The organism is Streptococcus salivarius, from assembly GCF_000785515.1.
Classification (GTDB): domain Bacteria; phylum Bacillota; class Bacilli; order Lactobacillales; family Streptococcaceae; genus Streptococcus; species Streptococcus salivarius.
The window spans coordinates 1,832,754-1,847,336 of the sequence record NZ_CP009913.1 but is presented as its reverse complement, the minus strand read 5'-3'; the positions used below and the strand labels follow the sequence as shown (position 1 = coordinate 1,847,336).

The window sequence follows — 14,583 nt, the reverse complement described above, 5'->3', positions numbered from 1 at the left end:
AGGAATGCTATGACAAAGATTGCTATGTTTACGGGGTCTTTTGATCCGATTACCAATGGGCATGTGGATATTATTGCCAGAGCCAGCAAGCTCTTTGATGAGCTTTATATCGGTCTCTTTTATAATAAAAATAAGCAGGGCTTCTGGGATGTGGAGACTCGCAAGCGTATCTTGGAAGAGGTCGTGGCAGATCTTCCCAATGTCAAGGTTATAACGGCTCACGATAGTCTGGCTGTAGATATCGCCAGAAATCTTGGGGTGACTTATTTGGTCCGAGGCCTTCGTAATACGACAGATTTTGACTATGAGGCCAATATGGACTATTTCAATAAGGGGCTGGCACCTGAAATTGAAACGGTTTATTTGATTGCTAGTCATGAGGTGACACCAGTGTCCTCGAGTCGTGTGCGTGAGTTGATTTATTTTGAGGGGGATATTAGTTCCTATGTTCCTCAAGCAGTTGTTAAGGAAGTGGAGGCCAAGCGTGGCAAAAGAGAACGCATCTAAATCGATATTAGGGAAACTTTGGCGCATCAAGTGGTGGTTATTAAGTATTTTTACGATACTTTTCCTCCTGTTTGCCCTCTTTTTCCCGCTTAATAATTATTATGTTGAGCTTCCGGGTGGTGCTTTTGATACTAAAGAAGTCTTGACTGTAGATAAGAAAGCTGATGATTCAAAGGGATCCTATAATTTTGTGGCGGTGGCTCAAACCAAGGCGACTTTGGCCCTCATGCTCTATGCTCAGCTTAATGACTTTGCAAAGCTTCAAACAGCTGAGGAGGCAACTGGAAATTACTCTGATGAAGATTTCATGCGAATCAATCAATTTTATATGGAGACTTCGCAAAATCAAGCGATTTATCAGGGTTTGACTCTGGCTGGTAAGGAGGCTAGCTTGGAGTATATGGGTGTCTATGTGCTTCAAGTGGCTGATGATTCTAGCTTTAAGGGTGTCCTCAATATTGCGGATACAGTGACTGCTGTCAATGGCAAGAGCTTTGATAATTCTACTGACTTGATCAAATACGTTCAAGGACTTAAGCTTGGTTCAAAGGTCAAGGTCACTTATACAACAGATGACAAAGAAAAGACTGCCACTGGTAAAATCATTAAGATTGCCAATGGTAAAAATGGTATCGGTATTGGTTTGACGGATCATACCGAGGTCAAGAGCCCTGAGGATGTGAAGTTTAAACTTGATGGTGTCGGAGGGCCCAGTGCGGGTCTTATGTTTACTCTGGCAATTTACGATCAGGTGTCTGGTCAAGACCTCAAGGCTGGCCGAAAGATTGCTGGAACAGGGACTATTGAAAAGGATGGCTCTGTTGGTGATATCGGTGGTGCCTACCTTAAGGTGAAATCAGCGGCTGATAGTGGTGCAGACATTTTCTTTGTACCAAATAATCCAGTAACCAAGGAAATGAAAAAGGCTGATCCGGATGCCAAGACTAACTATCAAGAGGCCAAGGAAGCTGCTAAGAAACTGGGAACCAAGATGAAAATCGTCCCTGTTAAAACAGCTCAAGAAGCTATTGATTATTTGAAAAAGACTAAATAAGAAGAGAGTAGGACAGGCAGAAATCCATGATTTTTGTCTGAGTCTTACTCTCTTTTTTAGGTCAAAGTGTTATAATAGTCTTTATGAAAAAACGTTATAGAACAGTCAATGATTACTATCGTGAGATTTTTGGCGAAAAGATTTTCAAACTACCAATTGATGCGGGTTTTGATTGTCCCAATCGTGATGGCACAGTGGCCCACGGTGGCTGTACCTTTTGTACGGTATCGGGGTCTGGGGATGCTATTGTAGCACCTGAGGCACCGATTCGTGAGCAGTTTTACCATGAGATTGACTTCATGCACCGCAAGTGGCCAGAAGTTCAAAAATATCTGGTTTATTTTCAAAATTTTACCAATACCCACGCGCCGCTTGAAGTTATCAAGGACCGCTACGAACAGGCTATCAATGAGCCTGGTGTTGTTGGCATCAATATCGGTACCCGCCCAGACTGTTTGCCAGACGATGTGATTGATTATCTGGCAGAACTCACAGAACGTATGCATGTGACCGTCGAACTTGGCTTGCAGACGACTTATGAAGAAACGTCAGAGCTCATTAACCGAGCACACAGCTATGATCTCTATGTGGAGACGGTTAAGCGTGTGCGTGAGCGTGCGCCAAAGGCTGAGATTGTGTCGCATCTGATTAATGGGCTGCCAGGGGAAACCCACGAGATGATGGTGGAAAATGTTCGCCGTTGTGTGACGGATAATGACATTCAGGGGATTAAACTCCACCTCCTCCACCTGATGACCAATACGCGTATGCAAAGAGACTACCACGAGGGGCGTCTTAAATTGCTGAATCAGGAAGAGTATGTGTCCATCATCTGTGACCAATTGGAAATTATCCCTCAGGATATCGTCATTCATCGTATCACTGGTGATGCGCCACGAGATATGTTGATTGGTCCTATGTGGAGTCTCAACAAGTGGGAGGTCCTCAATGCCATTGACAAAGAGATGGAACGTCGCGACTCATGGCAAGGATGCAAAGTAGCTAGCAAGAAGGAGGAAAAAGCATGATTAAACGTCCGATTCATCTGTCTCATGACTTTTTAGCAGAAGTGCTGGACGATGAGAGTGTCGCTGTTGATGCAACCATGGGAAATGGGAACGATACAGCCTTTCTGGCTGGTCTTGCTAAAAAGGTTTATGCCTTTGACGTGCAGGAGCAGGCACTTGAAAAGACTCGTCAACGCTTGTTAGACTTGGAAATTGAAAATGCAGAACTCATTTTAGATGGTCATGAAAATCTTGATCGTTATGTTACGGAGCCTATTCGAGCGGCTATTTTCAATTTGGGCTATCTGCCATCTGCAGACAAGAGTGTCATCACTAAGCCCCACACGACTCTTGAGGCCATTGAGAAGATTCTTGACCGCTTAGAGGTTGGTGGTCGCTTGGCTATTATGATTTACTACGGTCATAATGGTGGCGATATGGAGAAGGATGCTGTGCTTGAGTACGTTATCGGTTTAGATCAGCGTGATTTTACAGCCATGCTTTACCAACCCCTCAATCAAATTAATACCCCACCATTTTTGGTGATGTTGGAGAAATTACAATGATTACAGATATTAAAGAAAAACTTGCAAATATGCAGGCCAAATATATAGATAAACAGGGCGATGAGGACACTTTGAAGAAGGTCGATAATCGTAAAACAGCTAAAATTAAGAAGAAACTAGCTAGTCTTGAGGTCGAACGTTGTCATAAACTTTTGGCCAAGGAAGACGTGACTGCTATTGATAAAAAGATTAGTAAGCAAAAAGAATTATTCTCAAATTGTTGCCATAAGGAAGGGTAGGAGGAGCTATGCATTTATCATTAGCTTTGCTTGTTCTTCTTTTTAGCTTGATACTATCGAATGTTATCAATCGTGTTTTCCCTCGTCTGCCCTTACCCTTGATTCAAATTATTTTTGGAGTGGGTATCGGTTTACTTTTTAAAGGGAAAGCTTTTGAGCTTGAAACAGAACTTTTTCTAGCGTTTATTATTGCTCCCTTGCTGTTTCGTGAAGGTGGAGAGAGTGATATTACTAGTATTTTACGCAACTGGAAGTTGATTCTATTTTTGATATTTCCAGTGATCTTTGTCTCGACGCTAGGAATCGGTTATCTTGCTAAGGCCGTCTTGCCTGCTGCTGTGCCTTTGTCTGCCTGCCTAGCCATTGGGGCGGCTCTTGGGCCAACGGATTTAGTAGCCTATTCAGCTATTTCTAAACGTTTCAGTTTTCCAAAGTGGATTAGCTACATTTTGCAGGGGGAAGGTCTTCTAAACGATGCCTCTGGCTTGGTTGCCTTTCAGGTGGCAGTGACTGCTTTGACGACAGGTGCCTTCTCCCTACTTGGTGCGAGCTGGAATTTGCTTATTTCTGTGCTTGGTGGTTTTTTAGTTGGCTTGATTACAGCCTTATTTAATCGCCTCTTTTTGACCATTTTGGACAATATGGATGCTGCAGATGTTACAGGTGCCCTCTTACTAGAGTTAGTATTACCGATTTCTTCTTACTTTGTCGCTGAGGAAATTCATGCTTCTGGAATTATTGCTGTGGTAGTAGCAGGGATCTCGCTTGCCAGTCGTTTCAAAAAAATCACCGTTTTTGATGCCAAGCTGGATAATGTTTCCCATACGATTTGGGGAACCATTACCTTTATGCTTAATGGCATGGTCTTTTTCCTCTTGGGTACGGAACTGCCGAGCTTGGCAGCTCCAGTGCTACGTAGTAGTACCTACGATAATCTCTGGATGCTTCTTGCTATCGTCCTCTTAACAGCGACTATGTTTGGCATTCGCTTTGTTATGATTAGTGCAGTTTTTGCCCAAAGATCTTGGCGGACCAAACGACCATTGAAGAAAATCTGGAAGAGTGCTACTCTTTTAACCTTTTCTGGTGTCAAAGGAACAGTTTCGATTGCAACCATTCTTTTGCTTCCGGTTGCCAATATGACTGCTCTGGAACATAGTCTCTTGCTCTTTACAGTAGCGGGTGTAACCTTATTGAGTTTCTTAACTGGTATCTTAGTCCTACCTAAGTTAGCCACTGGACCAGCTCACACGACCAACCATTATATGCAGATTGCCATTCTCAATGATGTTGTTGGAGAGCTAGAGAAGGACCTCAAGCAGTCTAAACATCAAGGGGCTATCTATGCGACTATTGACAATTATAACCAACGCTTGGAAAATCTAATCTTGGAGCAGGAATCCAATAATGTCAAAGAAGAGTTGGCTAATATCCGTGTCATGATTATGGAAATCGAGAGTGAAGGTCTAGAATATGCCTACAAGAAGGGCAAGATTTCTGAACTCGAATATAACCTTTATCAACGTTATATCAAGGGGTTGGAGCGTCGTATCAACCGTGGCTTTGTTTCTAGTCTTTCTTATGCCTTCGTTGTCTTTGTGCGTGGTCTTCGTCGACTCTTACACTTGGTTTTAACCTTTAGGTTTAGCCTTGATCATGATGAAATTCTGCGTGTTACTCGTTTGACAGAGGAGAATCGTGACCATATAGCTGAGGTATATTTGACAAATACGGAGCAAATTTTGGAAGCCTTAAGTAACTTGGAAGGTGTCTACCACTCAGACCTCTTGTCTTATATGAAACGTAGTCGTCTTCAGGAAGCTGAAATTATCCAATCAGGAGCCTTTGTAGAGCGGGTTATCACCCACCTCAATCCAGACAATATCGATGAAATGTTGCGTGGTTATTATTTGGAACGCAAGGTTATTAACGAGTATGAGCAGGCCGAACTGATCTCTAGCCGTTATGCCAAGCAGCTTCGTAAGGAAGTCAATACTTTGGAGGATTACTCTCTTAAAGAAACTAGCAATACTTTAACCTATGATATGATTAATCTTGCTCGAGGTCGAGCTTAAGCAAAGAATTTATAACACAAAAAAGCCAAATTTCCTTGGCTTTTTTTTAATGTCTCTTTTTTTCCGTCTCATGGTTTGGAAAAAGAAAGCCTAGTCCTAGGCATGTTAGGATTCCTGCTACAATCAGAATACCATTTGAGATAGGGAGTATGTCATAGATTGCATTAGCAATCATTAAACCAATCAAAGTACTCATGAGGCTAGATTTATAGTCTTTTTTGATAAGATTTTCTATTGCAAAGAAGGCAAATAGAACAACAGGAAATAGTGGCCAAAGCGACACCTCCATTTTGGGGAAGCCGAGAATACTGTAAGTGATAACTGTTATTGCTGTAGCGATTAATCCAAAACCTATTACTTTAGTCATGTTTCTACCTCGTTTTCTTTGTTTGAAAGTTTTTTTGCTTTAACACCTACTAAGTTATCAAAAGGCTACCTCGCAGACAATATCATATGTCTATGTGGTTCATTCTAGAGTCTATTCGGTCAAAAAAGAGCGTCTTATGATCAAGTAAAGAAAAGTGAAAATATTTTACCATATAAATAAAACGCTTACACAAAAAAGAGTATAATGGTGTTGAAAGATGTTTTCTCTAAGATTAAATGAAAGGCGGGGTGGTTGTATGTCTAGAAAAATTCATTTTTATATACTTATCTTTTTTGAAGTATTATTGGCTCTTTCTATGCTTAGGTCTTATGGTTTGCATTTTGAGTATGAAACGCTCAATTCTGTATCCTTACTAAGTTCTCAACTTCCACAGCAAGCTATTTTAATATGGTTTGTTTTTAGGTTTATGAAGGACAAGCGGAAAGTTGAGGGCATCTTAGCTGTGTTTGCCTTCCATATTTGTCAGCTAGTTACCTATTTTATAGTACCGGCTTCCATTTTTAAACCCTGGTTGGTTTCACCAGTTTTAACTGTTATTTGCCTAATTTGGCTCGTCATTATGATGAAGAAGACAGAACTTCCGATGCTCTTAGCCTCCTTTAAAAGCCCGTCAGCTTGGCAGTCCTCTGTTCCTCTTCTTGGCTTAGGAATGATTGCTGTAATGTGGGCTACACACTACGTAAAGATTACTACAAAAGATATTAGTGGTATTTTTTACATACTGTATCCTGTTCTAGAGTGTGCAAGTATATTTTTGTTCCTTACATTAATGACTGAAATAAATCGAAAGAAATTAAGAATCTCTTCAATCCTTATCGTAGTCATTAGTTTACTTGAATTGGTTTATGGTTTCTTGGTTGACCATATCATTACTGATGTCTCTCTTTTTCTCCTAGTAGTTTCATCTTATCTTGTCTATCGCACAAACGGCAACACTTCCACACTCGTTGAAAAATGGCAGCAGAAGTATGGGTTTGAGGTTAGGAAAGATAATCTGTTGGTGGAGAAAAAGACTAAACCAGTCATTGAAAAGCGTAAGATTTATGATTATGCGGAGAGCCAGAGACAACTCAATCCTCTAAGTCTTCATTCCCCTTGGCTTTGGACTGCTTTTATTTTAGCGCTTAGGAATCTAGTTATTAATTTAACTTCTGTCTTTTACTATCCTACAAACGACCCTAATCCCTTAGCAGGTCTTGATTGGTTTATACAACTCATTCTTATGACTCCATTAATCATAATTCCTACTATGATGCTTCCAAGAGCTATAAGCACGGCTAACAAAAACCGTCTATATGTAGTTGCTGGGCTATTCATTGTTTCATATGGTTCTATAGAACAACTTATCGTTCCAGCCTTAATTTTGTATGGTGTATCGAAAATAAAAGAGGAGTAGTGATAAAAGAACAAGTCCCCCAGATAATGTCTGGGGGACTTGTGTCTTTGAGCGATTTTTATAGAAGAGGGTTAATGTAAAAACGATGGTCATCAATTGGAATAATTTGAACAGGATTTTGGTAGAAGTCAGCTAAAACTTCCGGTGTGATGATATCATTTTTTGGTCCCTGTGCCACGATTTTTCCTTGACGGAGTAGGAGGATGTGGTCCATCTTTTCAGTGATTTCTTCAGCATGGTGGGTGACGTAAAGGACCAGTGGTGCGTGAGGAAGTGAGGTGATACGGTCAATCTGACGTAAGAGCTTTTCGCGGGCAAAGAGATCCAAGCCAACAGTTGCTTCGTCAAGGATAATGATATCGGGATCTTCCATCAGACTACGAGCAATTAAACAGATTTGCTTTTCTCCCTGAGAGAGACCACGGTATTTACGACCAATCAAATCTCCAGCACCAAGTGAAGTTAGCATATCCTTGGCTTCTTGTAGCTCTTTGTCTCCATAAGCTTTATAGAGGATTGAGCTTTTGTACTTACCTGTAAGAACGATTTTTTCAGCGGTCATGTGTTGAGGCAAACGCTCAGTGATAAAGGAGCTGACAATGCCAATGTGTTGACGAAGACCTGTGATATCCCCATTACCAAAAGTGTAGCCTAGAATCTCAGCCTGACCCTCAGAAGGGAAAAATTCAGCCGTCAATAAACGTAGGATGGTTGATTTGCCAGCACCGTTAAGTCCTAGGATAGCCCAGGTTTGTCCTTTTTCAACTGTCCAGTTAAGGTCAGACAAGAGTGTTTTTCCTTGACGGGCTAAACTGACATTTTCTAATCGTATAAGTGACATAAGTCTCTCCTTTGATGATAAATTACTCTAATTATAGCATAAAATAGACATCTTTATTGGGAAATTATGGTATAATAAAAGTCAGAATTTTTTTTTAGAGGAGAAGAAAAAATGGAAGACTCTAGTGGTCAGTCCTTATTATTTCAATCTATTTTACTACTAATTTTAACCTTGCTTACAGCCTTTTTCTCAGCATCTGAGATGGCTCTCGTATCACTTAACCGCTCACGTGTAGAGCAAAAGGCAGAAGAAGGCGATAAGAAATTTATTCGCCTACTCAAGGTTCTTGAAAATCCAAACAACTTCCTATCAACTATCCAGGTTGGTATTACCTTTATTAGCCTCTTACAGGGGGCCAGTCTCTCTGCGTCACTAGGTGCAGTGATAGCGACTTGGTTTGGTCATGCGGCTTGGGCTAAGACAGCGGGTAGCATGATTTCTTTGGTTGTCTTGACCTATATCTCTATCGTTTTTGGGGAACTTTATCCAAAACGTATCGCTATGAATCTCAAGGAAAATCTAGCCATCTACTCGGCACCTGTCATTATTGTTACAGGTAAGATTGTCAGTCCCTTTGTTTGGATTCTTTCGGCCTCAACCAATCTTTTGTCTCGTTTGACACCTATGACCTTTGATGATGCAGATGAGCAGATGACACGTGATGAGATTGAGTACATGTTGACCAAGAGTGAGGATACACTTGAGGCTGAAGAAATTGAAATGCTCCAAGGGGTATTCTCTCTTGATGAATTGATGGCGCGTGAGGTTATGGTCCCTCGTACAGATGCCTTCATGATTGATATTGAAGACAATACTCAAGAAAATATCCAAGCTATTCTCAAGGAAAGTTTCTCTCGTATTCCTGTTTACGAAGATGACAAGGATAAGATCATCGGTGTCATTCATACCAAAAACCTTCTTAAAGCAGGTTTCGAACTTGGTTTCGAAAATATCAAACTTCGTCGAATCATGAATGAACCACTCTTTGTTCCTGAGACTATCTTCGTAGATGATCTCTTGGCAGCCTTTCGTAACACCAATAATCAGATGGCTATCTTGCTTGATGAATACGGTGGCGTTGCTGGTCTTGTTACCTTCGAGGACCTTTTGGAAGAAATCGTTGGTGAGATTGACGACGAAACAGATAAATCTAGTGTGGAAGTTCGTGAAATTGGTGAGAATACCTATATTGTCGAGGGAGCTATGACTCTTAACGACTTCAATGAACATTTTGATACAGAACTTGAGAGTGATGATGTTGATACTATTGCAGGTTATTATTTGACAGGTGTGGGAGCCATTCCAACTCAAGAAGTCAAGGAACACTATTCAGTTATCAACAAGGACAAACACCTCGAATTTATCAATGATAAGGTTAAGGATGGTCGTGTAACCAAACTTAAGGTAATCATCACGGCAGCTCCAGAAGAGGCAGAAGAATAGTTTTCTACATGTTTTTATTAGAAAATATTGGAACTTAAAAGCGACTATTTACTAATTAGGCACTTTCTCTCATTATGAGTGAAAGTGCTTTTTCTTATCTATCTTGGAATATCAGCTTATCAAAATAATAAGATTAGAAAATGCCTATAAAGTACGTCATAAAGCCTCTTTCACCTATCAAAACTGCCAGACTTTGTCAGAAAAAGAACTATAATTTTGGAGATGTTCTAACATATTTTAGTGTATTGATAGATTTAGAATAAAAATAAATAAGATTTTAATTAAAACAGTCTTTTATTACTTTTTTATGGTAGAATATAAATTAACTGATAAATGAAAAAAGGAGAATCTTAATGGCTTCTAAAAAATCTATATATAGTGGCTTGCTTTTACTCACCCTTACCCTAGGAGCTTTTGTACCAGTAACTTCTTTTGCGGACGATGGTATTGCGACAAATGATGCTGTTCTTACACAACCAACGACAGATCATGCAGCAACTGGTCCTTCAACAGCCCCAAGTGATGGTGACTTGGCTCGTAGCAATGATTCAAACACAGGTGCGGCAACGCCAACAACACCAACACCTACAGTTCCTGAAGTACCAGCTGAGCCAACAACACCAGCAACTCCAGAAACACCTGCGACACCGGCTCCAACAGCTGATTCATCAACAAAACCAGCTGATAAACCAACTGAGAAACCAGAAGACCCAGCTTCAGCAACTGATAAAGGGACAAGCGAAGCACCTCAAAACCCTGAAACTCCAGCAGTGAATGTTAATGGACAACCTGTTGTTACTGTAACACCAACAGCTCCAGTTATCACTGCAGCTGGCCAAACAATTGTGTCTACACAAAATAGCCAAATTGTCATCGCTAACACTGACGGTACAACAAGTGTTGTCGCTCCTGAAACGGTAGGATTCAAAGTGAATGCTGACGGTACATTGACTGGTAAAGATGCTAAAGGTAAGGAAGTTACACTTCCTAAGACTGGTGAAGCATCAACAGTAATCTTGACATTGGCAGGAACATTCTTCCTTGCTGCTGCAGCCTTTTTGGGGCTTAAGAAACGTGCCTAATAATATAGATGATAAAAGACTGGATTTTTCCAGTTTTTTTGTTTTTCTTCTGGTATAGTATAGATATTCCTTAATTTCAGATGTATTATAGTATAACCTTTGCCTGAATTCAGGCAGATATGGAGCATGTTTCTGATAAAAGAGGTATAATAAAAACATGTAAAAAGCGTTTTCAAGGAGGCTGCCATGGCAGAAATTGATTACAGTCAGGTGACTGGACTTGTTCATTCAACCGAAAGTTTTGGATCCGTAGATGGTCCTGGTATCCGTTTTATTGTTTTCATGCAAGGCTGTAAGATGCGTTGCCAATATTGTCATAACCCAGATACTTGGGCTATGGAGTCAAATAAGGCTGTTGAACGTACAGTTGAAGATGTCTTAGATGAGGCTCTTCGTTTCCGTCATTTCTGGGGTGAGCAAGGTGGTATCACTGTATCCGGTGGTGAGGCCATGCTTCAGATTGATTTTGTCACTGCCCTCTTTACAGAGGCTAAGAAGCTAGGGATTCATTGTACGCTTGATACTTGTGGGTTTGCTTACCGCAATACTCCTGAGTATCATGAAGTCGTTGACAAACTTTTGGCTGTGACTGACTTGGTCCTACTTGACATCAAAGAGATTGATCCCGAACAACACAAGTTTGTGACCCGTCAACCTAATAAGAATATTTTGGAATTTGCTCAATATCTGTCTGATAAACAAGTTCCAGTCTGGATTCGCCATGTCTTGGTACCTGGTTTGACAGACTTTGACGAACACTTGGTTAAACTTGGTGAGTTTGTAAAGACCTTGAAAAATGTTGATAAATTTGAAATTCTTCCCTATCATACAATGGGTGAGTTCAAATGGCGTGAGCTCGGTATTCCATATCCTTTGGAAGGGGTCAAACCACCAACTGCAGATCGGGTTAAAAATGCCAAAGCTCTCATGCACACTGAAACGTATCAAGAGTATAAAAATCGTATCGGTGTGAAAACCTTGGATTGAAAAAGAAGCTCTTGACAAGAGCTTTTTAACTTTGCTATTATTTAGGGAGCAATAAAGAGTAGGTAAATTATGTTTCGTATTTTAAAATTTGATGATGACTTTGTTTATCTCAGTCATCCTGACGGGCGACTTAAGAAAATAGATCGCACGCTTTTTGATTTTGATATAAAATTAGGAGATCGTATTGATGTCTACCAAGATGGAGATTTGACAGTTGTTACTCCAGCAGAAGTCCAAACGGACTTGAGCCTAGAGGGAGACAAATCTGTTAAATCACACCTCCTGCAAGGGATTTTAGATCTTTTCCTTGAAACCCTTAATATTCACAATAATCATTTGGGTGACTTGAAGAAGATTTTCACACAGTTATTGATTACACTCTTCATGGCTTGGAGCTTGTTGGGAGTTATTCTGGTTGAGATTCTTCTCTTTGCAGAGTCAATTATTGTCTTCCTATGGAGACTCTTGGTTCGTCTTATTAAGTGGATGCATATTAAAGACAACACTAAGGTCTTGATTGATGAAACGCAAAAACGTCATGCTAAGCGTGAGCGTCAAAAAGCCCAAAGACGTGAGCAGGAAAGACGTCGTCAGGAAGAACTTGAAGAACGTGAATATCTTCGTGAAACAGAACGTCAAAAGGAACTCATGATTGTTGAAGCTAGCCTTAGTCAGGAAGCAGAACGTGAGAGCCTTTCAACTAGCCTTGCTTTGGAGCAAGCAGGTGCCTCAAGTCAATCTGCTAGTGAAGACTTGGCCGAAGAAAGCCAGTCAACTTCAGAGTCAGAAGTAATGTCTGAATCAGCAAAGTCAGAAAAATAGAACAGAAAAAAGAACTGAGATTAAGATCTCGGTTCTTTTTCATATGAGAAAAGCACCAGAGGTGCTTGTGAGAGGTGACTAAAGTGTTTTTTCAGAGTCACGAACAATGAGCAAGTCAACTTTTGCGTGACGGAGAATGTATTCAGAAGATGAACCAATAAGCAAGCGTTCAAAAGTATTGAGACCTGTGGCACCAACCATAATAAGGTCAACATTTTCCTTATCAGGGATATCAACAGCCAAGAGGCTCTTAGGATTACCGAACTCAATAACTTTGCGAATCTTGGTTAAACCAGCTTCTCTGGCTTGGCGTTCAAAGTCAGCCAAAACAGCTTTAGCTTCGTCTTCTAGTTTTTCATAGATGTAAGAGTCGAAAGTCGCAACGCTTTGAAGGGCGCGTGTATCGATAACGTGTACCAATAGTAACTGAGCATTATTACGTTTTGCAACGTGCACACCTTTAATAAAGGCCAGTTCTGATTCGTAAGAACCGTCGACAGCTACCATAATACGTTCATATTGTTGAGACATAAGCTCTACCTCCTATCTTTAGCTTTATTATACTCCTTTAATCTAAAAAATGAAAGCGTTGTTATAGATTTTCTGAAATCTTTTTTTTGACTGCTTACTTTAGGACGCTCTTAGTAATGTGAAGATTTCAGTATTATCTAAAAATTGAAGATTGCTTGAAAAAGAGGTATAATACAATCTGTTATTAGCTTCGTAAGAAACATGATAATTAAAAAAGAGGAAGACAAGTCTTCAGAAATGATACCAAATGGCCAAGCCTAAAGTTGGTGTCAATAAAAGTGGAAATCCCCATCAGGTGTTGAATTTTCTTATTTTCTGCTAGATGTATCTACTTTTAGTATCTTTTGAAAGGATTAACTTATGAAAACATTTGATAAATCATCAAAGTTGGATCACGTTGCCTATGATATTCGTGGACCAGTTTTGGATGAAGCCAACCGTATGATTGCCAATGGTGAAAAGATTCTTCGTCTTAATACAGGAAATCCTGCGGAATTTGGCTTTACAGCACCGGATGAAGTCATTCGTGATTTAATTATGAATGTTCGTAACAGTGAAGGGTATTCGGATAGTAAGGGGATTTTCTCAGCTCGTAAGGCGATTATGCAGTATTGCCAGCTAAAGGGATTCCCAAATGTAGATATTGATGATATTTATATTGGTAATGGTGTCTCAGAAATGATTTCCATGTCTATGCAGGCCTTGCTTGATGATGGAGATGAGGTCTTGGTCCCAATGCCAGACTATCCTCTTTGGACAGCTTGTGTCAGTCTAGCAGGCGGTAATGCCGTACACTATGTTTGTGATGAAAAATCTAACTGGTATCCAGATATTGATGATATCAAATCAAAAATTACGTCAAATACTAAGGCAATTGTAGTCATCAATCCTAATAATCCTACAGGTTCACTCTATCCTAAGGATGTCCTTGAACAGATTGTGGATATTGCTCGACAAAATGATTTGATTATCTTTGCGGATGAGATTTATGACCGCTTGGTTATGGATGGTAAAAAGCATACTGCGATTGCGAGCCTTGCACCAGATGTTTTCTGTGTGTCTATGAATGGTCTTTCTAAGTCTCACCGTATCTGTGGTTTCCGTGTAGGTTGGATGGTTCTCTCTGGACCTAAAAAGAACGTCAAAGGCTATATTGAAGGGCTTAATATGTTGGCCAACATGCGTCTTTGTGCTAATGTGCTCTCTCAGCACGTTATTCAGACTTCACTTGGTGGCTACCAATCCGTGGATGAGCTCTTGATTCCTGGCGGTCGTATCTATGAACAACGTGAGTTTATCACGAATACCGTAAACGCTATTCCAGGCCTTTCAGCTGTTAAGCCTGACGCAGGGCTTTACATCTTCCCTAAGATTGACCGAAACATGTATGATATTGAAGATGATGAAGAATTCTGTCTTCGTCTCTTGAAGAAGGAGAAGGTTCTCCTAGTTCCAGGTAAAGGCTTTAACTGGAATGAACCAGATCACTTCCGTATTGTCTATCTTCCTCGTGTGGAAGAGTTGGCTGATCTTGGTAACAAAATCGAACGAGTCTTGTCATATTACAAGCGTTAATTTCTTGAAAAACTGGACAAAAAGGCTTGTCCAGTTTTTATTGTGTCTAAAAAGGGGATGTATTTGAGCA

15 protein-coding genes are annotated in these 14,583 nt (G+C 40.3%); 12 read left to right on the top strand and 3 right to left on the bottom strand.

Translation table 11 applies throughout. The features are described from left to right. The first annotated feature begins 9 nt into the window (after nt 1-9). The 6 genes from coaD to SSAL8618_RS08445 all read left to right on the top strand — a co-directional run bounded on the left by coaD (nt 10) and on the right by SSAL8618_RS08445 (nt 5,448). The gene (gene coaD, locus SSAL8618_RS08470; RefSeq protein WP_038676687.1) at nt 10-507 is read left to right on the top strand and encodes a pantetheine-phosphate adenylyltransferase; all 498 of its coding nucleotides are present in this window, start codon (nt 10-12) and stop codon (nt 505-507) included. Then, a complete protein-coding gene (locus SSAL8618_RS08465; RefSeq protein WP_371212477.1) occupies nt 446-1,561 on the top strand; it encodes a SepM family pheromone-processing serine protease in 1,116 nt (371 codons plus the stop codon). Before coaD ends, SSAL8618_RS08465 begins: the two co-directional genes overlap by 62 nt. A gap of 83 nt (nt 1,562-1,644) precedes the next feature. After that, nucleotides 1,645-2,589, top strand: a complete 945-nt coding sequence (mnmL, locus tag SSAL8618_RS08460; protein ID WP_038676684.1) for a tRNA modification radical SAM protein MnmL/YtqA — start codon at nt 1,645-1,647, stop codon at nt 2,587-2,589. Further along, the gene (gene mnmM, locus SSAL8618_RS08455; RefSeq protein WP_038676682.1) at nt 2,586-3,134 is read left to right on the top strand and encodes a tRNA 5-(aminomethyl)-2-thiouridylate-methyltransferase MnmM; all 549 of its coding nucleotides are present in this window, start codon (nt 2,586-2,588) and stop codon (nt 3,132-3,134) included. Before mnmL ends, mnmM begins: the two co-directional genes overlap by 4 nt. After that, entirely contained in the window at nt 3,131-3,373 is a 243-nt protein-coding gene (locus SSAL8618_RS08450) for a hypothetical protein (RefSeq protein WP_022495909.1), read from the top strand. The genes mnmM and SSAL8618_RS08450 overlap by 4 nt, the downstream gene beginning before the upstream one ends. Nucleotides 3,374-3,381: 8 nt before the next feature. After that, nucleotides 3,382-5,448: a cation:proton antiporter gene (locus SSAL8618_RS08445; RefSeq protein WP_038676680.1), complete on the top strand. Its 2,067-nt coding sequence runs from the start codon at nt 3,382-3,384 to the stop codon at nt 5,446-5,448. A 46-nt stretch (nt 5,449-5,494) separates the two neighbouring features. On the opposite strand, the gene SSAL8618_RS08440 is transcribed toward SSAL8618_RS08445, so the two are convergent. After that, nucleotides 5,495-5,815, bottom strand: a complete 321-nt coding sequence (locus SSAL8618_RS08440; RefSeq protein WP_038676678.1) for a hypothetical protein — start codon at nt 5,813-5,815, stop codon at nt 5,495-5,497. A 256-nt stretch (nt 5,816-6,071) separates the two neighbouring features. Between SSAL8618_RS08440 and SSAL8618_RS08435 the strand changes: the two genes are divergently transcribed. Then, nucleotides 6,072-7,232 (top strand): hypothetical protein, encoded by a 1,161-nt coding sequence (locus SSAL8618_RS08435; RefSeq protein ID WP_038676676.1) that lies wholly within the window; start codon nt 6,072-6,074, stop codon nt 7,230-7,232. Nucleotides 7,233-7,290: 58 nt separating this feature from the next. On the opposite strand, the gene SSAL8618_RS08430 is transcribed toward SSAL8618_RS08435, so the two are convergent. Beyond that, nucleotides 7,291-8,073, bottom strand: coding sequence for an ABC transporter ATP-binding protein (locus tag SSAL8618_RS08430; RefSeq protein WP_038676674.1), 783 nt, complete (start codon nt 8,071-8,073; stop codon nt 7,291-7,293). 111 nt (nt 8,074-8,184) lie between these two features. Here SSAL8618_RS08430 and SSAL8618_RS08425 point away from each other — a divergent pair, with 111 nt between their 5' ends. The 4 genes from SSAL8618_RS08425 (at nt 8,185) to SSAL8618_RS08410 (ending at nt 12,407) form a co-directional block, all read left to right on the top strand. Beyond that, nucleotides 8,185-9,516 (top strand): hemolysin family protein, encoded by a 1,332-nt coding sequence (locus SSAL8618_RS08425; protein WP_014632682.1) that lies wholly within the window; start codon nt 8,185-8,187, stop codon nt 9,514-9,516. Between the two features lie 353 nt (nt 9,517-9,869). Next, the gene (locus SSAL8618_RS08420; protein ID WP_022495913.1) at nt 9,870-10,598 is read left to right on the top strand and encodes an LPXTG cell wall anchor domain-containing protein; all 729 of its coding nucleotides are present in this window, start codon (nt 9,870-9,872) and stop codon (nt 10,596-10,598) included. 186 nt (nt 10,599-10,784) lie between these two features. Further along, complete coding sequence (pflA, locus tag SSAL8618_RS08415; protein WP_002884535.1) at nt 10,785-11,585, top strand: pyruvate formate-lyase-activating protein; 801 nt, start codon at nt 10,785-10,787, stop codon at nt 11,583-11,585. 69 nt (nt 11,586-11,654) lie between these two features. After that, nucleotides 11,655-12,407 carry a hypothetical protein gene (locus tag SSAL8618_RS08410; protein ID WP_014634961.1) on the top strand — a complete coding sequence of 251 codons (753 nt, stop codon included), beginning with the start codon at nt 11,655-11,657 and terminating at the stop codon, nt 12,405-12,407. Between the two features lie 78 nt (nt 12,408-12,485). Here SSAL8618_RS08410 and SSAL8618_RS08405 read toward each other — a convergent pair whose 3' ends face one another. Beyond that, nucleotides 12,486-12,938, bottom strand: coding sequence for a universal stress protein (locus tag SSAL8618_RS08405; protein WP_002884397.1), 453 nt, complete (start codon nt 12,936-12,938; stop codon nt 12,486-12,488). A 360-nt stretch (nt 12,939-13,298) separates the two neighbouring features. Here SSAL8618_RS08405 and SSAL8618_RS08400 point away from each other — a divergent pair, with 360 nt between their 5' ends. Next, nucleotides 13,299-14,513 (top strand): pyridoxal phosphate-dependent aminotransferase, encoded by a 1,215-nt coding sequence (locus SSAL8618_RS08400; RefSeq protein WP_002884715.1) that lies wholly within the window; start codon nt 13,299-13,301, stop codon nt 14,511-14,513. The last annotated feature ends 70 nt before the right edge of the window (nt 14,514-14,583 follow it).

What these genes read in the sequence shown, in the direction of transcription:
- coaD (WP_038676687.1), top strand. Translation starts at nt 10, where the DNA reads ATGACAAAGATTGCTATGTTTACGGGGTCTTTTGATCCGATTACCAAT.
- SSAL8618_RS08465 (WP_371212477.1), top strand. Translation starts at nt 446, where the DNA reads ATGTTCCTCAAGCAGTTGTTAAGGAAGTGGAGGCCAAGCGTGGCAAAA.
- mnmL (WP_038676684.1), top strand. Translation starts at nt 1,645, where the DNA reads ATGAAAAAACGTTATAGAACAGTCAATGATTACTATCGTGAGATTTTT.
- mnmM (WP_038676682.1), top strand. Translation starts at nt 2,586, where the DNA reads ATGATTAAACGTCCGATTCATCTGTCTCATGACTTTTTAGCAGAAGTG.
- SSAL8618_RS08450 (WP_022495909.1), top strand. Translation starts at nt 3,131, where the DNA reads ATGATTACAGATATTAAAGAAAAACTTGCAAATATGCAGGCCAAATAT.
- SSAL8618_RS08445 (WP_038676680.1), top strand. Translation starts at nt 3,382, where the DNA reads ATGCATTTATCATTAGCTTTGCTTGTTCTTCTTTTTAGCTTGATACTA.
- SSAL8618_RS08440 (WP_038676678.1), bottom strand. Translation starts at nt 5,815, where the DNA reads ATGACTAAAGTAATAGGTTTTGGATTAATCGCTACAGCAATAACAGTT.
- SSAL8618_RS08435 (WP_038676676.1), top strand. Translation starts at nt 6,072, where the DNA reads ATGTCTAGAAAAATTCATTTTTATATACTTATCTTTTTTGAAGTATTA.
- SSAL8618_RS08430 (WP_038676674.1), bottom strand. Translation starts at nt 8,073, where the DNA reads ATGTCACTTATACGATTAGAAAATGTCAGTTTAGCCCGTCAAGGAAAA.
- SSAL8618_RS08425 (WP_014632682.1), top strand. Translation starts at nt 8,185, where the DNA reads ATGGAAGACTCTAGTGGTCAGTCCTTATTATTTCAATCTATTTTACTA.
- SSAL8618_RS08420 (WP_022495913.1), top strand. Translation starts at nt 9,870, where the DNA reads ATGGCTTCTAAAAAATCTATATATAGTGGCTTGCTTTTACTCACCCTT.
- pflA (WP_002884535.1), top strand. Translation starts at nt 10,785, where the DNA reads ATGGCAGAAATTGATTACAGTCAGGTGACTGGACTTGTTCATTCAACC.
- SSAL8618_RS08410 (WP_014634961.1), top strand. Translation starts at nt 11,655, where the DNA reads ATGTTTCGTATTTTAAAATTTGATGATGACTTTGTTTATCTCAGTCAT.
- SSAL8618_RS08405 (WP_002884397.1), bottom strand. Translation starts at nt 12,938, where the DNA reads ATGTCTCAACAATATGAACGTATTATGGTAGCTGTCGACGGTTCTTAC.
- SSAL8618_RS08400 (WP_002884715.1), top strand. Translation starts at nt 13,299, where the DNA reads ATGAAAACATTTGATAAATCATCAAAGTTGGATCACGTTGCCTATGAT.